The 20,403-nt window shown below is 76.0% G+C and carries 18 protein-coding genes; 3 read left to right on the top strand and 15 right to left on the bottom strand.

The window, feature by feature from the left end; translation table 11 throughout:
• Positions 1–138 precede the first annotated feature (138 nt).
• A complete protein-coding gene (locus tag CRP39_RS03605) occupies positions 139–876 on the top strand; it encodes a ComF family protein (RefSeq protein WP_097204410.1) in 738 nt (245 codons plus the stop codon).
• Positions 877–910: 34 nt separating this feature from the next.
• On the opposite strand, the gene CRP39_RS03600 is transcribed toward CRP39_RS03605, so the two are convergent.
• The 4 genes from CRP39_RS03600 to CRP39_RS03585 form a co-directional block, all read right to left on the bottom strand.
• Positions 911–1,492: a DUF1353 domain-containing protein gene (locus tag CRP39_RS03600; protein ID WP_097204408.1), complete on the bottom strand. Its 582-nt coding sequence runs from the start codon at positions 1,490–1,492 to the stop codon at positions 911–913.
• A gap of 119 nt (positions 1,493–1,611) precedes the next feature.
• The gene (locus CRP39_RS03595; RefSeq protein ID WP_097204406.1) at positions 1,612–1,959 is read right to left on the bottom strand and encodes a cupin domain-containing protein; all 348 of its coding nucleotides are present in this window, start codon (positions 1,957–1,959) and stop codon (positions 1,612–1,614) included.
• Between the two features lie 85 nt (positions 1,960–2,044).
• Complete coding sequence (locus CRP39_RS03590; RefSeq protein WP_097204405.1) at positions 2,045–3,772, bottom strand: bifunctional metallophosphatase/5'-nucleotidase; 1,728 nt, start codon at positions 3,770–3,772, stop codon at positions 2,045–2,047.
• 60 nt (positions 3,773–3,832) lie between these two features.
• Positions 3,833–4,696 carry an SDR family oxidoreductase gene (locus CRP39_RS03585; protein ID WP_097204403.1) on the bottom strand — a complete coding sequence of 288 codons (864 nt, stop codon included), beginning with the start codon at positions 4,694–4,696 and terminating at the stop codon, positions 3,833–3,835.
• A 74-nt stretch (positions 4,697–4,770) separates the two neighbouring features.
• Here CRP39_RS03585 and CRP39_RS03580 point away from each other — a divergent pair, with 74 nt between their 5' ends.
• Together CRP39_RS03580 and CRP39_RS03575 are read left to right on the top strand one after the other, a co-directional pair.
• On the top strand, positions 4,771–5,781 hold the full coding sequence (locus tag CRP39_RS03580) for an iron-containing redox enzyme family protein (RefSeq protein ID WP_097204402.1): 1,011 nt from the start codon (positions 4,771–4,773) through the stop codon (positions 5,779–5,781).
• A gap of 107 nt (positions 5,782–5,888) precedes the next feature.
• A complete protein-coding gene (locus CRP39_RS03575) occupies positions 5,889–7,448 on the top strand; it encodes a methyl-accepting chemotaxis protein (protein WP_097204400.1) in 1,560 nt (519 codons plus the stop codon).
• A 9-nt stretch (positions 7,449–7,457) separates the two neighbouring features.
• On the opposite strand, the gene CRP39_RS03570 is transcribed toward CRP39_RS03575, so the two are convergent.
• The 11 genes from CRP39_RS03570 to CRP39_RS03520 form a co-directional block, all read right to left on the bottom strand.
• Positions 7,458–7,763: a CDGSH iron-sulfur domain-containing protein gene (locus CRP39_RS03570; RefSeq protein ID WP_216359594.1), complete on the bottom strand. Its 306-nt coding sequence runs from the start codon at positions 7,761–7,763 to the stop codon at positions 7,458–7,460.
• A 64-nt stretch (positions 7,764–7,827) separates the two neighbouring features.
• Complete coding sequence (locus tag CRP39_RS03565) at positions 7,828–8,637, bottom strand: aquaporin (RefSeq protein ID WP_097204398.1); 810 nt, start codon at positions 8,635–8,637, stop codon at positions 7,828–7,830.
• 116 nt (positions 8,638–8,753) lie between these two features.
• Complete coding sequence (locus CRP39_RS03560; protein ID WP_097204397.1) at positions 8,754–11,855, bottom strand: bifunctional [glutamine synthetase] adenylyltransferase/[glutamine synthetase]-adenylyl-L-tyrosine phosphorylase; 3,102 nt, start codon at positions 11,853–11,855, stop codon at positions 8,754–8,756.
• Positions 11,856–11,862: 7 nt separating this feature from the next.
• Positions 11,863–12,594, bottom strand: a complete 732-nt coding sequence (locus CRP39_RS03555) for a type 1 glutamine amidotransferase (protein ID WP_097204395.1) — start codon at positions 12,592–12,594, stop codon at positions 11,863–11,865.
• Positions 12,595–12,702: 108 nt separating this feature from the next.
• Positions 12,703–14,043 (bottom strand): glutamine synthetase family protein, encoded by a 1,341-nt coding sequence (locus CRP39_RS03550; protein ID WP_097205126.1) that lies wholly within the window; start codon positions 14,041–14,043, stop codon positions 12,703–12,705.
• 111 nt (positions 14,044–14,154) lie between these two features.
• A complete protein-coding gene (locus CRP39_RS03545) occupies positions 14,155–15,393 on the bottom strand; it encodes an NAD(P)/FAD-dependent oxidoreductase (RefSeq protein ID WP_097204393.1) in 1,239 nt (412 codons plus the stop codon).
• Positions 15,394–15,411: 18 nt separating this feature from the next.
• Entirely contained in the window at positions 15,412–16,038 is a 627-nt protein-coding gene (gene folE, locus CRP39_RS03540) for a GTP cyclohydrolase I FolE (protein WP_245853542.1), read from the bottom strand.
• Positions 16,035–16,463: a hypothetical protein gene (locus CRP39_RS03535; RefSeq protein WP_097204390.1), complete on the bottom strand. Its 429-nt coding sequence runs from the start codon at positions 16,461–16,463 to the stop codon at positions 16,035–16,037. Before CRP39_RS03535 ends, folE begins: the two co-directional genes overlap by 4 nt.
• Positions 16,464–16,536: 73 nt before the next feature.
• The gene (locus CRP39_RS03530) at positions 16,537–17,226 is read right to left on the bottom strand and encodes a helix-turn-helix transcriptional regulator (RefSeq protein WP_097204389.1); all 690 of its coding nucleotides are present in this window, start codon (positions 17,224–17,226) and stop codon (positions 16,537–16,539) included.
• Between the two features lie 9 nt (positions 17,227–17,235).
• A complete protein-coding gene (locus CRP39_RS03525) occupies positions 17,236–17,622 on the bottom strand; it encodes a DUF488 domain-containing protein (protein ID WP_097204387.1) in 387 nt (128 codons plus the stop codon).
• 10 nt (positions 17,623–17,632) lie between these two features.
• Complete coding sequence (locus CRP39_RS03520; RefSeq protein WP_097204386.1) at positions 17,633–20,359, bottom strand: AAA family ATPase; 2,727 nt, start codon at positions 20,357–20,359, stop codon at positions 17,633–17,635.
• Positions 20,360–20,403: the final 44 nt, after the last annotated feature.

The following is a 20,403-nucleotide window of genomic DNA, read 5'->3' as shown; positions in this document are numbered from 1 at the left end:
GGTCGTCCCCCGTCCGGCGCGCAGCCCCCTGCTCCGCCACGCCCGACCGTCCGGCACCCGTCGACCGCGGGCCCGTCCCTGGCCTAGGGTCGCCTCCCCCGTCGTTGCGCAGGAGCGGCTCCCGAAGGCAGGTCCCGGATGCCGATCGACCCCGCGAGGTTGCACCCGCCCCCGGTCGGCCTCGACGCCTGCGAGAGCTGCATCTACCGGACGTCGGGCACGCCCGCCATCTGCTTCGCGTGCTGCAGCGGCAGGGCCGCCCCCGTCCGGCAGGTCGGCTGCCGGGTCTGCGGGCAGCCACTGGACGGCGGCTGCTGCCCGAACACCGTGTGCGGGTTCGCCGACCGCGGGTTCTCCCGCATCTACACGATCTCCGAGCGCTCCGAGGAGATGTGGGGGGCGGTCTACCGCTACAAGTACGGCGAGGACCGCAGCTGGGCCGCGGTGCTCGGCCGCATCCTGGTCGGGTACCTCGAGGAGCACCGGCAGGAGATGGCACGTTTCGACGTCATCACGACCGGCGCCATCTACGTGGGGCCGCGGGCCATCCGGCTGTGGGACTACCTGCGGTTGGTTCTCGAGGCGGCCGGTCGGGCGGGACCCGGCTGGCCGTTCGCCCCGGGTCTCATCGCGAAGTCCGGACCCACCGGGCGGTTCCTCGGGATCGGCGTGGAGGCACGCCGCGAGATCGCCGAGGGCGAGCTGCGCAGTCTGCTGTCGGTGCCGGAGCCGGAGCGTGTGGCCGGTGGACGGGTCCTCGTCGTCGACGACGTGTACTCCGAGGGCTTCTCGCTGCGGGAGATGGCCCGGGCGCTCCTGCACGCCGGCGCGACCGAGGTGGCGGGGCTGGTGTTCACGCGCCGCAAGGGCGGCTGAGCGCCGCGCACCGGGCGCGGGCGCCGGTCACGCGTCACCGGGCGTCCCGACCCGGGACGGCAGCCCGGGCGGGGTGCTGCGCGTCGGCACCACCAGCCGCTCGGCCCCCGGCCGGCACGCACCGCCCGACCACCCACTCCGCGGCCGCGTAGACCAGCAGGCCGGGCAGGATCACCACCGCCGGCGGGACGACGAGCGGCGCGGCCAGCACCGAGATGGCGAGGACGCCGGCGGCGCTGGCCGGCCACCCGGGACGGCGCACCGGGTCCGCCAGCGCCCCCCAGCGCACCCCGGTCCACATCAGCCAGCGCCGCAGCACCGGCACCCCGCTCTCCCGCAGGACCCGCCGGAACAGCCCGTCGGCCTGCCGGGACGTGACCACTCCCGAGGTGATCCCCTCGGTGCACAGCCAGTCGTGCAGCACCGCGGCGAGGGTGAAGGCCCCGAAGCGGGGCACCAGCCAGGTCACCAGCCGGGGGACGGTGGCGAAGTCGGTGCGGAAACCCGCGGGGACGACGAAGCGGTCCCGGTCGCCCCGGTAGACCAGCGGGTGCACCACCGCCCAGGTCTGCGCGTCGACGCGGCGGACGACGAGATCGGGCGACTCGAAGGGCACGACCCACCCTGCCCGATGACCGGTGCGACCGCACCCGCCCGACGGAGTTGATCATCGGCGGGTGGTCGCCCGACACGCCGGAGCCAACCGCCTCCCGCCGATGATCAACTCGTAAGCGGTCAGGGGCCGCTGGGCCCCAGCGACGCGGACACCTCGGTAGCGGCCGGGTGCGGTTCCTTGAGCTCCACGAAGAACGAGTGGGTCGGGGTGCTGCCGGTGTTCTCGCCGGAGTGCTCCTGCGCCGACACCCAGCGGGCGGTCCCCGCGTGCAGCTCGACGTCCACCTCGCGGCCGCTGCCGTAGAGGCGCCGGCAGAAGGAGTTCATCGTGATCATGACGCTGTCGGGGTGCCGGTGGGGCTTGGTCCGGTACCCCGGCTCGTCGGTGTACTCGAGCACGCGGACGCGCTCGTTCTCGAAGACCACCCGGTACGCGCCCGGGTCCGTGACCGTCGGGTCCTGGTCCATGGGGCGAACCTAGCCCTCACCCGATCCGCCCGACAGGTCCGACACCGCGGCCACCGGGACCGTGGACGCCCGGGTGGCCGCGCGGTCAGACGGGGCCGATCCGGTCCAGCGCCGGCGCCGCGACCGGCGAGCTCGCGCCCAGGTGGGCGGTGAGGGCGTCGAGGTCGATCGGCCCGGTGACCGCGTTGGTCGCGCCGGCCAGGACGGTGAACCCGTCGCCGCCGCCGGCCAGGAAGTTGTTCACCGTGACCCGGTAGGTGGACCCGGCGAGCACCGGCTGGCCGCCGATGAGCACCGATCCGTCGGGCACGCGGGTGCCGGTGCACGGGTCCCCACCCACCGGGGCGGGGACGCCGGCAGGGTCGACCCGGTAGGCCACCGTCGCCGAGACGTACAGCACCGTCTCCTCCGTGAACTGCTGCTCGAGCAGGCAGTTCAGCTGCGCGCCGGTGAGGTCGAGGGTCACCAGGTTGTTGGCGAACGGTTGCACGGTGAACGCCTCCTCGTAGGTGACCTCCCCCGCCAGCAGGTCGGCCCGCACGCCCCCGGGGTTCATGAACGCCGCGACGGCCCCGGCCTCGTCGTCCGTGGCCGCCAGCTGGGCGTCGGCGATGACGTTGCCGAGGGCGGACTCGGCGCCGTCCAGGATCGGCTCCTGCGCCCGGGTGAGGTCCACCGCCGCCGTCCCGACGACCTCGTTCGCGATCGGCCCCAGCGCCGCCCGGTAGCGGGCGATCAGCTCGGTCTGCGCGGGGTCGGCGGCGACGTCCCGCGTGACGATGACGTTCTCCGCCGCCGCGGTGACGACGTCCCCGCTGCGCGGGTCGACGGTCAGGTCGATGTCGGTGACCAGCCGGCCGAACGAGCTGCCGCTCGTGACCAGCTTCCCGGAGAGCTCGCAGTTGTAGGCCTGGTGGGTGTGGCCGCTGACGACGACGTCGATCGCGTCGTCCATGCCGGCGGCGATGTCCACGACCGGGCCGGTGAGGCCGCTGCAGCCGTTGACGTCCCAGGCGTTCTCCCCTGTCTGCGCCCCGCCCTCGTGCAGCAGGACGACGATCGCCTCGACGCCCTGCTCCTGGAGCTCGGCGGCGTACCGGTTGGCCGTCTCCACCTCGTCGCGGAACTCCAGGCCCTCGGTGCTCTCCCGGCTGACGATCGCGCCGGTGCCCTCCAGCGTCATGCCGATGAAGCCGATGTCGACGCCCTGCACCCGGTGGACGGCGGTGGGCGGCAACAGCGGCTCCCCGGTCTCGGTGACGAAGGCGTTGGCCGACAGGTACCGGAAGGGCGCGCCGTCGTACGGCGTGCCGTCGAGGCAGCCGTCGACGGGGTGGCAGCCGCCGTCCTGGATGCGCAGCAGCTCGGCCGGACCCTCGTCGAACTCGTGGTTGCCGACGCTGGCGTAGTCCAGGCCCGCCAGGCCCAGCGCCTCGATCGTCGGCTCGTCGTGGAAGGCGGCCGACAGCAGCGGTGAGGCGCCGATCAGGTCGCCGGCGGCGACGGTGACCGTGTCCTGCTCCTGCTGCCGGGTGGCCAGCGCGGCAAGCTGGGTGGCGAGGTACTCCGAGCCGCCGGCGTCGACCGTCCGGGCCGCGCCGTCGGCGTCCACGCCGACCTGGATCCGGCCGCTGGAGCCCGACGGCGGCTCGAGGTTGCCGTGGAAGTCGTTGAGGGCGAGCAGCTGCACCTCGACCGGGGCCGGGCGCGGTGTGGCCGCGGCAGGCGCGACGACGCCGACCACGGTCAGCGCGGCCAGGGTGGACGTCGTCGCCGCGAGGACCGTGGCGCGGCGGAGGGCGGTTCGGGGCATGCGGCGCTCCAGGCGGGTGCGGGGCCGGACACCCCACCGTCGGGGAGGTGGACCGGTCCGTCAAGCCGGGGGCCGGCCGGTGCGGACCGCCACCGACCGGGCGGCGATCCGGCGGATCCGGTCGGCCTGCCGGGACAGCAGCAGGTCCAGGGCCCGGTCCACCGGCGGCACCTCCCCGAGGCGGGCCAGCCCCATCCAGCGCGGCACCGCGACGGTGCGCGACCACGGTGAGGTGAGGGACCGGCCGATCTGGGCGGCGACCCGCTCGCTGCTGATGCCCCGGGAGAGCCGGTCGGGGGCGTCGGCGTCGGATGCGGGCGGGGCCCCGTGCCCGCGGGCCAGCCACTCGGTGGCGACCGGGCCGGGGTTGACGGTGTGCACCCGCACGCCGCGCGCGGTCACCTCCCGCCGCAGCCCCTTCACGAAGCCCTGCACCCCGGCCTTGGTGGCCGAGTAGACGGTCAGCGGCGGCACCTGCGACCACGCCGCCGCCGAGGCGACGGTGACGACGTCGGCGCGCCCCCGCTGCGCCGCCGCCGCGAACAGGTGCGGCAGCGCCAGCCGGGTGAGCTCGATGACGCCGGTGAGGTTGAGCGCGACCATGCCCTCCACCACCTCCCCCGGCATGTCCTCGACCAGCCCGGCCCAGCCGAGTCCGGCGTTGAGGACCACCCCGTCGAGCCGGCCGTGCTGGTCGAGCACCCGGTCGACCAGGCGGGCCCGGTCGCCGGCGTCGGCGACGTCGGCCACCACGCCGGTGACGCCGTCGGGCAGGGCGGCGAGGGCCTCGGCCAGCCGGTCCCCGCCGCGGGCGCAGGTGACCACCCGCGCGCCCCCGGCGGCCAGCCGGGCGACGGTGCTGCGGCCGATGCCGGCGCTGCCGCCGGTGACGAGGACGACGCGGTCTGCCAGGGAGTCGCTCACACCCCTGTCCTACCCCCGGGCGACATCACACGCCCCCACGCATCGGAACGTCGGGTCGTGGGCATGATCGCGGCATGCACCTGCCCGAGCCCCGGGGCCCGCTGACCACCGCGCTGTGCGCCGACCTCCGCGCCGGCGTGCTGTCCGACGCCACCGTCGACCTCGCCGCCCGCGCCGCGGCCGCCTCGACCGACCCGCTCGCCGACGAGGACCTCCAGCTGGCCCTCGCCGTCTGCTACGAGCTGCACTACCGCGGGTTCGACGGGGTCGACGACGCCTGGGAGTGGGACCCGGCGCTGCTCACCCTGCGCGCGCACCTCGAGGCGCGGCACACCGCGGCCCTGCGCGAGCTGGTCGGCGAGCCGCGGGCCACCGAGGAACCGATCGACCGGCAGCTCACCGCGCTGATCGCCGCCGACGACTCCCCGTCGCTGTCGTCGTACCTGGCCCGATCCGGGACCCTCGCGCAGTGGCGGGAGTACCTGGCCGTGCGGTCGGTCTACCACCTCAAGGAGGGCGATCCGCACACCTTCGCCGTCCCCCGGCTCAGCGGCCGGGCGAAGGCGGCCATGGTGGAGATCCAGGCCGACGAGTACGGCGGCGGCACCCCCGCACGGATGCACAGCGAGCTGTTCGCCGGCCTGATGCGGGACCTGGAGCTCGACGACACCTACGGCGCCCTGTGGGACGACGCCCCCGCCTGCGCCTACGCCTCGGTGAACACGATGTCCCTGTTCGGGCTGCACCGCCGCTGGCGCGGGGCCGCGCTCGGGCACCTCACCGCGGTGGAGATGACCTCCTCGGAACCCTCGCGCCGCTACTCCGCCGGGCTGCGCCGGCTCGGGTTCGGCGAGGGCACCCGGGTGTTCTACGACGAGCACGTGGAGGCCGACGCCGTCCACGAGCAGATCGCCTCGGTGGACATGTGCGGCTCGCTGGTCGCCGGGGAGCCGCACCTCGCCGCCGACGTCCTCTTCGGCGCGGCGTGCTCCCTGGCCCTGGACGGGGTGACCGCCCGGCACCTGCTGGGCGCCTGGGAGGCCGGTCGCTCCGGCCTGCGCCGCGCGCGGGCCCTGGCCGCCTGAACGGGCGGCGCGCCCGGCTGGATTCCGGTTGTGCACTGCCGAAGTCAACCGGGACACGACCGGGGGCGGCTGCGGCCACGTCCGGCCCGGACCCACGGAGGACTCCCATGTGGCGGCGCACCGATCCCTCGACCCCCACCGCAGGAGCGCTGCCCACCGCCGCGATGCCGCGCGACGTCGAGGCGCTGGAGCAGGTGCTGGAGGTGCTCGACCAGGGCGTCACCAGCGAGACCGACGCCCACGTCAAGGTCGTCAGCGCCCTGGTGGCCGCCCTCGACATGGCCTACGGCGCGGTGTGGCTGCCGGTCGACGGCGGCTTCCGGCTGCAGGCGCAGATCGGCGAGCTGGCGTCGGCGATGTCGCGGCGGTGGGCGCCCGACACGGTCATGACCAGCCGAGACGGCTTCGGCGGCCAGGCGGTGCGCGAGCAGCGCGAGGTGCTCTGCGACGGGTCCAGCCGGGCCGACAGCTGCCGCCGCTGGGCGACCGCCGCGGCGGCCGGCGCGAGCAGGGGCTGCTTCCTGCCCGTCGTCGAGGACGGCCGGGTCATCGCCGTCCAGGAGTACTACACCCGCGGTGACCTGCCGTTCTTCGGCGGCCGGGCGGAGAAGTGGCGGGCGATCTCACGGGTCGCCGCGCACGCCCGCCGCCAGGCGCTGGCCGCCGCCCAGCTCAAGGAGACCCTCGACGACCGCGAGGCGGTCACCACCGTCGTCAGCAAGGTCGGGGAGGCGCATGACGAGGCCGCCGCGCTGCGGATCGCGCTGGAGACCGTCCGGACGGCGTTCGGCTGGGCGTACGGCTCCTTCTGGGCGCTCGACCCCGACGAGGGCGTCCTCCGATTCGGCGTGGAGTCCGGCTCGGCCGGTGAGGAGTTCCGGCGGGTCACCCTGAGCGCGAGCTTCGCCGAGGGCGTCGGGCTGTCCGGGCGGGCGTGGCGCACGCGGGACCTGGTGTTCGTGCGGGACCTCGCCGAGGTCACCGACTGCGTCCGGGCCCCCGCGGCGCAGCGGGCCGGCGTCCGCTCCGGTGTCTGCTTCCCCATCATGGCCGAGGGGCGGGTCATCGGGACGATGGACTTCTTCGTCACCGAGACCATCGACCTGTCGCAGTCGCGCACGTCGGCGCTGCGCAACGTGCAGCAGCTGGTGTCGCAGCGACTGGACATCCTCCGCCGCGCTGCGGCCGACGCCGCCAACTCCCGCGCGCTGCTGGAGACCGTCGCCCGCCTGCGGGACGCCGCCGCGGAGGCCGGCCGGGTGGCCGAGAGCGCCGTCGGGAAGGCGTCGTCGATGACCACCGAGGTGGAGGCGCTGGGCCAGGCGTCGGCGTCGGTCAGCGACGTCATCCGGATCATCTCCTCGATCGCCGACCAGACCAACCTGCTGGCGCTCAACGCCACCATCGAGGCCGCCCGCGCCGGTGAGCTCGGTCGCGGGTTCGCCGTCGTCGCCGGGGAGGTCAAGGACCTCGCCCGCGAGACCGCCGCCGCCACCCAGCGGGTCGCCACCCAGATCACCGGCATCCAGACCAGCACCACCTCGGTGTCGGCCGGCATCCACGCGACCAGTGAGGTGATCGGTCAGCTCGACGCCGTCCAGGCCCGCATCGGCGAGGTCCTGGAGCAGCAGGAGCGGATGGCGAAGGCGTTCGACGCCCACGTCTGAGTGAGTCGGCTACCGGCCCTCGTGCAGGATGCGGGCGGCCGGTCGCGGGCGGGCCGGTGCGCTGGGGGCGGTGAACCCGCTGCGCTTGTGGGTGCCGTCGCAGAACGGCTTGATGCCGGACTTCCCGCACCGGCACAGCGCCACGGTGTCCCGGCCCGGGTCGATCTCGCCGCCGTCCTGGTCGACCAGGCGGAAGTCCCCGCGGACGATCAGCGGGCCGTCACGGTACGGGGTGATCGTGGCGCCCGTGCTCCCCGCGAGGACGTCGTCCTCCGGCAGGTCGGGGTCGGGGCGGGCGGGCAGGGATGGCGGCACACCCTCCCCCTGCCCTGCCCGGCCGACCGTCACACCCCGGTCACCCGCCGGGGAAGCCACCCGCTCAGTGCGAGCCGCGCCGCGCCCGCTCCCGCTCGGTGCCCTCCCGCGGCGCCGGCGCCTGGGTCTCCAGCGGCACCTCCACCCCGGTCCGGTCCACCGCGGCCGCGCCGCCCGGCTCGGCCGCCTCCGGCGCCAGCGGCACGCTGACCACCCGGGCGACGACGACGGCCAGCGCCGCGCCGACCAGCGGGGCGACGATGAACAGCCACACGTGGGCCAGCGGGGCGCCTCCGGCGAACAGCGCCGGTCCCACCGAGCGGGCCGGGTTCACCGAGGTGCCGGTGAGCGGGATGCCGACCAGGTGGACGGCGGTCAGGGCCAGCCCGATCGCCAGGCCGGCGAAGCCCGGCGCGGCCGACTTGCCGGTCACCAGCAGGATGACGAACACGAAGGCGAAGGTGAGCAGCACCTCGAGCACGAAGGCACCGCCGCCGCTGATCGTGGTACCGAAGTCGTTGCTGCCGAGCGCCCCGGTCTGGTCGGTCATGCCGCCGAAGTCGCTGGTGAGCAACTGCAGCAGGGCGGCACCGGCGATGCCGCCGGCGAACTGGGCGACCCAGTAGCCGACCGCCTCCTGCGCCGTCATCCCGCGGGAGAGCAGCACGCCGAGGGTGACCGCCGGGTTGATGTGACAGCCGGAGACGGGGCCGATGGCGTAGGCCAGGGCGAGCAGCACCAGCCCGAAGGCCAGCGCGACGCCCGCGGGGCCCATCACGTCGATGCCGGCGACGGCCGAGCCGACCGCGATGAACACCAGCAGGGCGGTGCCGAGGAACTCGACGAACAGCGATCGCGACAGGGTGGCGGGCACGGCGCTCCTCCAGGTCGCCGCACCCCACGCCCCCGCGCCGATCCCCCACGACCGCGGTGCGGACGGCGACCAGGCTGCTCCGGTCCACAGTCGGCCACCAGGGACCTCCGTCCTGCTCAGCCCCCCGGCGACCGCCCGTAGAACACCGCGTCGACGACCGCCCGGGCGTGCCGGGTGGCCCGGCCGTAGTCGTCGAGGAACCGGCCGGGGTCGGTGTCGGGACCGTAGCCACTGGCGCGGGCGACGCCGGCCAGGTCCGTCCCCGGCCGTGGCAGCTGGTCGCTGGGCCGCCCGCGGACGAGGAACACCGCGTTGCGCGCGCGGCTGGCCAGCTCCCACGCCGCCCGCAGCGCGTCGGCGTCGTCGGGCGCGAGCAGCCCGGCCTGGCGCAGCGCGGTCAGCGCGCCGACGGTCGAGGGCACGCGCAGCGCCGGCACCTCGGCGGCGTGCTGCAGCTGCAGCAGCTGGACGGTCCACTCGACGTCGGCCAGCCCGCCGCGGCCCAGCTTGGTGTGCGTGGCCGGGTTGGCGCCCCGCGGCAGGCGTTCCCGCTCCACCCGGGCCTTGATCCGGCGGATCTCGGCGACCTGCTCGGTGGTCAGCCCCGCCGCCGGGTAGCGGACGGGGTCGACCAGGTCGACGAACGCCGTCCCGAGGGCCTCGTCCCCCGCGACCGGGACGGCGCGCAGCAGCGCCTGCACCTCCCAGACCGACATCCAGCGCTGGTAGTACTCGCGGTAGGAGTCCAGGCTGCGCACCAGCGGGCCCTGCCGACCCTCCGGCCGCAGGTCGGCGTCGACCTCGAAGGCCGGGTCGGGCGCCGGCTCGCCGAGCAGCCGGCGCAGCGTGTGCGCGATCGCGTTGGCCGCCGCGGTCGCCTTCCCCTCCTCCGCACCGGCGCGGGGCCGGTGCACGAACAGGACGTCGGCGTCGGAGCCGTAGCCCATCTCGCCGCCACCGAGCCGGCCCATGCCGATGACCGCCACGTCGGTCGGGACGTCGGCGGGGTCGACACCGGCCTCGGCGGCGTGCACGCGGACGGCCGCGTCCAGGCCCACCTGCAGCGTGGCGACGGCGATGTCGGTGAGCGCCCGCCCGACCTGCTCGACGTCGAGCATCCCGAGCAGGTCCGCGGCGGCGACCCGGAGCAGCTCGGAGCGGCGCAACCCGCGGAGCACCCGGACGCCGTCCTGCGGGTCGGCCGCCCGCGCCGACGCCTGCCGCCAGGCCCGGGCCAGGGTGTCAGCGGTGCGCGGCTGCAGCTCGGCGTCGTCGGCGAGGATCCGCAGCGCCTCGGGGGTGCGGGTGAGCAGCGAGGCGATGTACTGGCTGGAGCCCAGCAGCTGGGCCAGCCGCTCGGCGACCTGACCCTCGTCCCGCAGCAGCCGCAGGTACCACTGGTTGCCCCCGAGGGCCTCGCTGACCGTGCGATAGGCGAGCAGGCCGGCATCCGGGGCGGCGCTGTCGGCGAGGGTCTGCAGCACCACCGGCAGGAGGTACTTCTGCATCGACGCCGACCGGGACACCCCGCCGGTGAGCGCGGTCATGTGCCGCAGCGCGCCCTCCGGGTCGGCGAAGCCGAGCGCCCGCAGCCAGTCGCCGGCCGCCTGGGAGCCCAGCTGCGCGGCGTCCCCGGGGACGCGCGCCACCGCCGAGAGCAGCGGGCGGTAGAACAGCTTCTCGTGCAGCCGGCGGACCTCGCGGGTGTGCAGCGCCAGCTCGGCGTCCAGGACGTCGACGGCCTCCCCGCGGTGGTCGGGCTTGTAGCCGAGGGAGCGGGCCAGCCAGCGCAGCTGCTGCTCGTCGGTGGGCAGCAGGTGGGTGCGGCGCAGCCGGAGCAGCTGCAGCCGGTGCTCGACGGTGCGCAGGAAGCGGTAGGAGGCGATCAGCGTCGAGGCGTCGTCCCGGCCGACGTAGCCGCCGGCCGACAGCGCCATCAGCGCCGGGACGGTGCCACCGACCCGCAGCGTGGGGTCGACCCGGCCGTGCACCAGCTGCAGCAGCTGGACGGCGAACTCGACGTCGCGCAGCCCGCCGCGGCCCAGCTTGAGCTCCCGCTCGACCTGCGCCGGGGGGATGTTCTCCAGCACCCGGCGGCGCATGGCCTGCACCTCGGCGACGAAGCCGGGCCGGTCGCCGGCCTTCCACACCAGCGGCCACAGCTCCTCGACGTAGGCGCGGCCGAGGTCGGGGTCGCCGGCGACCGGACGCATCTTGAGCAGCGCCTGGAACTCCCAGGTGCTGGCCCACTGCTGGTAGTAGGCGGCGTGCCCGGCGACGGTCCGCACCAGCGGACCGGCCTTGCCCTCCGGGCGCAGCGCCGCGTCGACCTCCCAGGCGGCCTCCCGGCAGATCCGCATGAGCGCGGCGGCCACCCGGGTCGCGCTCCTGATCGCGGGCGCCTCCGACTCCGAGGGGTCGACCGGCTCACCGACGAACACGACGTCGACGTCGCTGACGTAGTTGAGCTCCCGTCCGCCGGTCTTGCCCAGCGCGATGACCGCCAGCCGGCAGGCCGCGGCGTCGGCCGGCTGCTCGGCGACGGCCAGCGCCAGTCCCGCGGTGAGGACGGCGGCGGCGATGTCGGCCAGCTCCGCGGCGACCTCGTCGGCGGTCAGGCCCTCGCCGAGGTCCCGCCCGGCGAGGGAGAGGATCGCCCGCCGGTAGGCCTGGCGCAGCTCGCCGATCCGCCGCCGGCTCGCGTCGGGTGCGGCCTTGCCCAGGCGCACCCCCCACGGCGGGTCGTCGGGGTCGGCGCCGACGGCGATGAGCATCTGCCGTTCCAGCGCCCGCGGGGTCGGCCGGGAGGGGCCGCGGCCGTCGGCGTCCAGGACCGTCCAGTCACCCGGGTGCGCGGCGAGGTGGTCGGCGAGGCCGGAGCTGGCGCCCAGCACCGCGAGCAGCCGGGAGCGCAGCTCCGCCGAGCCGCGCAGCCGGGCCAGCAGCGCGGCAGCCGAGCCGCCGGCGGGGTCCTCGCGGTCCAGGGACTCGATCAGCCGGCGCAGCGACCGGACGGCGAGGTCGGGGTCGCCGGTGCGCGCCAGCGCGGACACCACCGGGCCGGCCTCGGGGTCGGCCGGCTCGTTGCGCTCGAGGTCCCACAACCCCATGGCCGGCTCGGACAGCAGCCGGGCGGCCCGCTCGCCGTCCAGGAAGCCGAACCGGACCAGCCGGACCACCGCCCGGCGGGGGATCTCCGTGGCGTCGCTCGTCGTCACGGCGGGCTCAGGCGGCGGCGCGGGCGCGAGCGCGCACCAGGTCGGCGAAACGGGCGGCGAACGGCGCCCACACCTCTTCCAGGTCCGGGTGCACGACGGCCGCGCGCTCGGCAACGGTCGCGGCGTCGAGCGGGGTCGAGGCCACCCCGACCGGGTCGCTGTGCGCCCAGCGGCGGACGACGTCGGGGTCGGTCTCGATGTGGAACTGCAGCGCGTACCCGTGCCAGCCGAGCCGGAAGGCCTGGTGCGGGTAGCGCGGGCTGCTGGCCAGCAGCGTCGCCCCGGTCGGCAGCTGCGCGATCTCGTCGTGGTGCCACTGGACGACGTCCGGGCTCAGCGGCAGTGGGCCGAACAGCGGATCGCCGTCGGCGGCGTCGCGCTTGGCGACCAGTGATGCCCCCACCTCCGGCCCGTCGACCGCTACCCGCACCGTGCCACCGCCGGCCTGGGCCATCAGCTGCGCGCCCAGGCAGATGCCGAGGGTGGGCGCGTCGGCGGCGATCGCCTGGCGGAGCAGCTCCCGCACGCCGACCAGCTCGGGGGCGACGTCCTCGGGGTCGAGCGAGGACTGCGGGCCGCCCAGCACCAGCAGCCCGTCGTGGCCGGACAGGTCGGCCGGCAGGGCGTCGCCGGTGCCCAGGTGCCGCTCGTCGAGCTCCAGACCCGCGGCCCGCAGCCAGTCGCCGAGCCGGGCGGGTGGATCGGTCTCGCTGGGGACGACGACGAGCAGGCGGGCCACTCGGCGAGCGTAGTTCGCCGCCGTTCCGGGCCGCCGACTGCCGTTTTCCGCGGAAACCGGCGGACGGACGGCGTCGCTTTCCGCGGGAACCGGCAACTGGGGGTCCACCTACAGGCCGGGCAGGTAGCGGGTGAGCTCCCACGGCGTGACGTTCTGCCGGTAGGCGTTGAACTCCGCCCACTTGTTGCGCAGGAAGAACTGGAACACGTGCTCGCCCAGGGTCTCGGCGACCAGCTCGCTGCCCTGCATCGCGGTCAGCGCCTCGCCGAGGGACACCGGGAGGTCCTCGTAGCCGGCCGCGTGCCGCTCGGTGTCGGTGAGCGACCAGACGTCGTCCTCGGCCTCCGGCGGCAGCTCGTAGCCCTTCTCGATGCCGCGCAGCCCGGCGGCGAGCAGGACGGCGAAGGTGAGGTAGGGGTTGCAGGCGGAGTCCGGTGAGCGCACCTCCACCCGCGCCGACTGGGCCTTGCTCGGCTTGTACGAGGGCAGCCGCACCAGCGCGGAGCGGTTGGCCCGCCCCCAGGTGGCCGCGGTGGGGGCCTCGGTGCCGGCGAGCAGTCGCCGGTAGGAGTTGACCGTCTGGTTGGTGACGGCGGTGTACTCCCGGGCGTGGGTGAGCAGGCCGGCGATGAACTGCCGGCCCGTCGTCGACAGCTTCATCGGGTCGGCCGGGTCGTGGAAGGCGTTGCGATCGCCCTCGAACAGCGACAGGTGGGTGTGCATCGCCGAGCCGGCCAGGTCGGTGAACGGCTTGGGCATGAACGTGGCGTGCACGTCCTGGGTCAGCGCGACCTCACGGACGACGTGCCGCAGGGTCATGATGTTGTCGGCCATCGAGAGCGCGTCGGCGTAGCGCAGGTCGATCTCCTGCTGGCCGGGGGCGACCTCGTGGTGGCTGAACTCCACCGAGATGCCCATCGCCTCCAGCGCGAAGACCGCCTCGCGCCGGAAGTCGTGCGCCACGTTGTGCGTGGACAGGTCGAAGTAGCCGCCGTTGTCGGCCGGCCGCGGCGGGCTGCCGTCGGTGGGGAGGTCCTCGAGCAGGAAGAACTCCACCTCGGGGTGGGTGTAGAAGGTGAAGCCCATGTCGGCGGCCTTCGACAGCGTCCGGCGCAGGACGTGCCGGGGGTCGGCCCAGGACGGCGAGCCGTCGGGCAGCGTGAGGTCGCAGAACATCCGGGCGGTGTCGCTGGGCTGCCCCTTGGCCGCGGGCATCACCTGGAAGGTGCCCGGGTCGGGCTTGGCCAGCATGTCGGACTCGTAGACCCGCGCGAAGCCCTCGATCGCCGAGCCGTCGAAGCCGATGCCCTCGGCGAAGGCCGCCTCGATCTCGGCCGGCGCGACGGCCACCGCCTTGAGGTAGCCCGAGACGTCGGTGAACCAAAGCCGCACGAAGCGGATGTCGCGCTCTTCCAGGGTGCGCAGGACGAACTCCTGCTGTCGGTCCATGCTCGGCATGATCGCGTCCAGTCGTTTCCGGGTTGTGACGTCGTCCCCAGCCTGCCCCCTGGGGACGACGGACACACGACCGCGGGCCCCCGGATCGTTCCCGTGTCGCGGTCAGCCGGCCGGGGCGACCAGCTCGGTCAGCGGCACGCCGGGGTCGGCCAGCCGCTGCGGGTCGACCGCACGGCGGGAGCGGATGAGCTCCTGCACCTGCTCGGTGAGGTCCCACACGTTGACCGTCATCGCGGCGGTGACCCGGCCGTCGGCGGTCCAGAAGGCGGTGAACGCGCCGTCCTCGGGCGCGCCGCGGCACACCACGGTGTCCTCGGGCGAGGCCAGCCCGGAGTACTCCATGCCGAGCTCGTACTGGTCGGTGAAGAAGTACGGCACGCGGTCGTGGACGACGTCCTGGCCGAGCATGGCCCGTGCGGCCGCCGGGCCGCCGTGCAGCGCGTTGGCCCAGTGCTCGACCCGCACGTGCCGCCCGGAGAACGGGGAGAACGACGCGGCGACGTCGCCGGCGGCGAAGACGTCGGGGGCCGAGGTCCGCAGCGCCTCGTCGGTCAGCACGCCGTCGTCCACCTCCAGCCCGGCCGCGGTGGCGAGCTCGGTCCGCGGCGCGGCGCCCACGCCGACCACGACGAGGTCGGCGGGCAGGCCGGCGTGCCCGTCGGTGACCACGGAGGTCACCCGCCCGCCGTCCCCCCGCAGCTCGCGGACGGTGCTGGAGGTGAACAGCTCCACGCCGTGGTCGCGGTGCACCTGGGCGAAGACTGCGCCCAGCTGCCGGCCGAGGACGCCGAACAGCGGCGCCGGCTGGGGCTCGACGACGACGACCTCGTTGCCGAGCGACCGCGCCGCGGCGGCCACCTCCATGCCGATCCAGCCGGCGCCGACGACCACGACCCGCCGTCCCCCGCCGGTCAGGTCCGCGCGGAGCCGGTCGGCGTCGGCGAGGGTGCGCAGGTACCGGACGCCGTCGAGGTCGGCGCCGGGCACCGGCAGGCGCCGGGCGGCGGACCCGGTCGTGAGGAGCAGCCGGGCGTAGGGCAGCTCCTCCCCCGTGTCCAGCCGCACCCGGTGGCCGGCCGGGTCGAGCCGGGTCGCCTGCACGCCGGTGCGCAGCTCGACGTCGTGCGCGGCGTACCAGCCCTCGTCGTGGACGAAGGCCTCCTCCCGGGCGGCCGCACCGAGCAGGTAGCCCTTCGACAGCGGGGGGCGCTCGTAGGGGCGCTCGGGCTCGGCGCCGACGAGCACGACGGGCGCGTCGGCGCCCTCCTCGCGGAGGGTCTCCGCGGCCTTGGCGCCGGCCAGGCCGGCGCCGATGATCACGAACGGGTCCGAGGTGGACATGGCGACCTCCGGGGTGGGTCAGGCGGTGGTGCCGGTCAGAGCGAAGAACTCGGCGCGGGAGCGGGCGTCGTTCCGGAGGACGCCGTGCAGCGCCGAGGTGACGGTGCGGGAGCCGGTCGCGCGGACGCCGCGCAGGGACATGCACAGGTGCTCGGCCTCGACGACGACGCCGACGCCGCGCGGGGCGAGGTGCTCCTGCAGCCAGTCGGCGACCTGCTGGATCAGCCGCTCCTGCACCTGCAGGTCGCGGGCGAACAGTTCCAGGACCCGGGCCAGCTTGGACAGCCCGAGGATGCGGCCGCCGGGGAGGTAGCCGATGTGCGCGACCCCGGAGAACGGGAGCAGGTGGTGCTCGCACAGCGACTGGACCGGGATGTCGCGGGCGATGACCAGCTCGTCGTAGCCCTCGTCGTTGGTGAACGTGGTGAGCTCGAAGGGCCGGCCGGTCAGCAGCTCGGCGTAGGACTCCGCGACCCGCCTCGGGGTGTCGGCCAGGTGCGGGGAGGCGGGGTCCCGGCCCAGCGCCCGGAGCAGGTCGCCCACCGCCCGCTCGGCGGCCAGCAGGTCGACGGCGGCCGCCGGGCGGACGGCGTGCAGGTGACCGGACCGCCGCGCCGGGCCGACGGCCACCTCCGGCGTCGTCACGCGTCGGCCCCCGTCCGTGCCGCGGGTGCGTACCGCGCGGCCAGCCGGGCCAGGGCGACCGCCGCGACGAGCAGCCCGAAGTCCCGCAGCGCCACGTCGTAGAACCCGGGGGTGCTCAGCAGGTTCACGATGATCCCGGCGAGCCAGGCCGCGACCACCCAGCCGCCGAGCCGCGGTGCCACGGCGACCAGCACACCGGCCAGGACCTCGACGACCCCAACGGCGTACATGGCCTGCTGACCGGTGCCGGGGACCAGGTCGTCGACCCACGGGGCCAGGTAGCCGGGCCAGTCGGTCAGCAGGTTCGCGAACTTGTCCAGGCCGAAGGCGATCGGCGCGACGGTGAAGACCGTCCGCAGGAGCACGAACGCCTGGTGCGCCGGGTCGGCCGCGGTGGCCCGGGGCCGGGTGAGGTGGGTGGTCATGTCGGACCCTCCTTCTAAAACCAACGGTGATTAGAAGTAGAGACCCGCGTCACACCGCTGTCAACACCCCGGGCTACGGCGCCGTCCCGGGCTCCAGCCGGACACAGCACCGGCCCGGGCGCGGCGCCAGCCGGGCCGTCCACCCGGTACCGGGGACCGACTCGAGCAGCCCCTCGAGCAGCTGCAGGTTCATGCCGCAGACCAGCTCGGTGTGCTCCTGCGCCAGGGCGTGGAACGGGCAGTTGGCCAGGCCCGCCGCGTCGTCCTCGACGCGGGGCTCGAAGCCGGCCGCCTCGAGGGCGGTGACCACGCGGCCGCGGGCCGGCGCGCCGTCGGAGCCCGCCGCCGCGCCGAGCTCCCGCCCCCGCGCGCGGGCCCGCCGGCCGAGCACGGCCCGCGGCGGCTCACCGGACGCGTCGGCCTCCTCGAGCGCGCCGGCCAGCAGCTCGCCGGCGAGGTCGTAGCGACGTTCGGGGAGGGACACCTCGACCGCGCACGCCGCCCGCCGGTACAGCTTGGCCGGGCGGCCGGCCCCGGGACCGGTGCGGCCGGTCCGGCGCTCGAACGAGACCTCGAGCAGCCCGTCGGCGACCAGGCGGTCCAGGTGGAAGGCGGTGGTCGGCCGCGGCACGCCCAGCGCGGCGGCTGCGTCGTCGCGGCTCACCGGCGCCGGCTGCCGGGCGACGAAGTCGTACAACCGGCGCCGGGTGGGCTCGGCCAGCGCCGCCACCGCGGCGACCCGCGCACTGCGGTCGGCGTCCATGCCCGGATTCTAGAACCGATCGTCATTGGTGGAAGAGTTCTCGGCGAGCCGGGCGAGCAGGTGGTCGCGCAGCACCAGCGCGCTGTTGTGCTCCCGGTCGCGCGCGCTGTAGAGCAACGTGACGTCCCCGGCGTGGGCGGCGTCCAGCAGCGGCCGCACGGCCTCCGGGGACGCCTCCAGCTCGGCCAGGTAGCGCCGCCGGAACTCCGCCCAGCGCTGCGGGTCGTGGCCGAACCAGCGGCGCAGCTCCGTGCTCGGTGCGACGTCCTTCGGCCAGCCGTCCAGGGGCAGGTCGTCCCGGCGGACCCCCCGCGGCCACAGCCGCTCGACCAGGAACCGGCGACCGGTCCCCTCGGCCCGCGGGTCGTGCACGCGGGCCAGCCGGATCGCGCCCACGCCGGCCTCCTCAGTCCATCGGGAGCGCGGCCAGCTCGGTGCGGCTGGCCACGCCGAGCTTGGCGAAGACGTTGCGCAGGTGGAAGTCGACCGTCCGCGGGCTGAGGAACAGCCGGGCGGCGGCGTCCCGGTTGGACAGGCCCTGCCGCACCAGCGCGGCCACCTGCAGCTCCTGCGGCGTGAGCGCCGGGGTCTCGACGGCGTCCCGCCGGCGGGCGGTCTCCCCCGAGGCGCGCAGTTCCTGGCGGGCCAGCTCGGCCCACGGAGCGGCGCCGAGCTCCTCGAACGTCCCGAGGGCGGCGCGCAGCTGCGGGCGGGCGTCGACCCGCCGGCGGTTGCGGCGCAGGAAGCGGCCGTAGGCCAGCTGGGTGCGGGCCCGCGCCGGCAGCCGCGGCGAGTGCTCGTGCGCGCTGAGCGCCGCGCGGAAGTGCTCCTCGGCCTCCTCGCCGTCGGCCAGCACCGCCCGGCCGTGCGCGGCGAGCGCGGCCGCCCAGGCGGCGCCGGTGCCTTCGGCGAAGGAGGCGAGCTCCGCGACCCACTCCCGGGCGGCACCGTCCCGGCCGGCCCGGACGGCGGCCTCGATCCGGTCGGGCGCGGCCAGCTGGGTGACCGGCAGGGCGGTCAGCCGCTCCAGCGGCTGCAGCAGAGCAGCGGGGTCGGCGGCGTCGAGCAGCCCGCGGGCCCAGCGGGCGAGGTCGCTGACCAGCTCGGAGACGATGCCGAGGGCGTGGCCCGCTGTGATGGCCTCGACCGCGGCCAGGTGCTCCACGGCCCGGGCGGTCTCCCCGCGCAGCGCGGCGAGGACGGCGAGCACGGCCGTGGGCCAGGCGGCGAGCACCGGCTGCCCGGAGTTCTCGGCGAGGGTGAGCGCCTCGCCGGCCCCGGTGGCGGCCGCCGCCCACCGGCCGGTGGCCAGCTCGGGGATGTTCCGGCGGGTCAGCGCGTGCACGGTCGTGACCAGGCCGCCGGTCTCGCGCGCGTCGCGGAGCAGCCGGTCCTGCAGCCGCAGCGCCACGTCGTCGTCGCCGAGGAACCAGGCCGCCACGCCGAGGTTGATGAGCAGGTCCTCGTCGCCGACCCCGTCGAGCCGGTCGGCCAGCCCGACGGCCGCGCGGAGGGCCGGCGTCGACCGCGGCCAGTCGCGCTCCGGCACCGCGTGCAGGCCGCGCACCAGGGCGACCAGGCAGCGGTCGCGGACGGGTGCGTCGGGGCCGGCCGGGGGCAGCAGCCCGGTCGGGTCGACCGGGCTGCCCGACCGGGCGCCGGACGCGGCCAGCGCCGCACCCAGCATCGCCAGGTCCCCGGCCTGCCTGCGGTCGTGGGGAGCGACCTCGGCGGCGGCCTCCAGCACCATGCGGTGCGCCTCGTCCTGGGAGGCGCCGTGGAACTCCAGGTGGGCCCGCAGCCGGCGCAGCTCGGCCCGCAGCCCCGGGTCGGTGGTGAGCGCCAGGCCCGCGTCGGCCAGCGCCCGGCCGCGCACCTGCTGGGCGGTCAGCCAGGCCGCGTGCGCGGCCCGGCACAGCCGCCGGGCGCGTTCCTCGCCGGCGGTGATCAGTTCCGCGGCCCGCTCCCAGGCGGCGGAGGCGGCCTCATGCCCGCCGCGGGCCACGGCGCGCTCGGCGGCGGCGTCCAGGGCCGCGACGACGTCGTCGTCCGGTTCCTCCACCGACGCGGCCAGGTGCCAGGCGCGGCGGTCGGCGTCGTCGGGACCGCGGAGCGCGGCGGCCAGGGCCCGGTGCACCCGCCGCCGTCCGGAGCTGGTCGCGGCGCCGTAGACCGCGGACCGGACCAGCGGGTGGCGCAGCTCGACGGCGGCACCCTCCACCCGCAGCAGCCCCGACCGCTCGGCCGCCTCCAGCGCGTCCTCCCCCACGCCGAGCTCGTGCGCCGCCTGCCGGACCACCGCCGCCCGGCCGGAGTCGTCGGCCGCGGCGACGAGCAGCAGGGACTGGGCCTGGTCGGGCAGCCGCCGGCAGCGGTCCAGGAAGGCGCGCTCCACGCCCTGCGTGAGCGGCAGCCGCTCGGGCAGCGGCGCGGCGCCGGAGAGCTGGTCGGCGGTCAGCGCCTCGGCCAGCTCCACCAGCGCCAGCGGGTTCGCGCCGGTCCCGGCCAGGAGGGCGTCGCGCACCTCGGCCGGCACCGGCACCCCCGCCCGGTCGCTGAGCAGCGCGCCGGCGGCGGCGGCGTCCACGCCGCCGAGGTCGAGGGCGGGGAGGTCGCCGGTGTCGAAGGTCCCGACGTCGCCGGTGCGGGCGCCGAACAGCAGCGCGACCCGCTCGTTCTGCAGCCGCCGCGCGACGAACTGCAGCGCCGCCGCCGACGCCTCGTCCAGCCAGTGGGCGTCGTCGACCACGGCCACCACCGGCGCCCGTTCGGCGGCCTCGGCCAGGACGTTCAGCGCGCCGAGGAACACGAGGAACCGGTCGGCCTCGCCTCCGGCGGCCTCCCCGAACGCGGTGCGCAGCGCCTGCGCCTGGGGGTGCGGCAGCCGGTCGACGCAGGCCGCCACGGGGCGCAGCAGCCGCTGGAGCGCGGCGAAGGCCAGCGGCGACTCCGACTCGATGCCCTGCGTCCGCAGCACCGTCGTCCCGGCCGCGCGCGCGACGGTGTCGGCCAGCAGCGCCGACTTGCCCACCCCGGGCTGGCCGCGCAGCACCAGCGCGCCACCCCGCCCGGCGGCGGCGTCGGCGAGCAGCACGGCGACCGCGGCCCGCTCCCGCTCCCTGCCCTGCAGCACCGGGGCAGACTAGAGCGCCCCTGCCTCGTCGATCATGGGGTCGT

The sequence above is a fragment of the Geodermatophilus sabuli genome (assembly GCF_900215145.1).
Taxonomy (GTDB): domain Bacteria; phylum Actinomycetota; class Actinomycetes; order Mycobacteriales; family Geodermatophilaceae; genus Geodermatophilus; species Geodermatophilus sabuli.
Note: the sequence above shows the minus strand (reverse complement) of the source record. Positions and strands in the feature narration are given on the sequence as shown.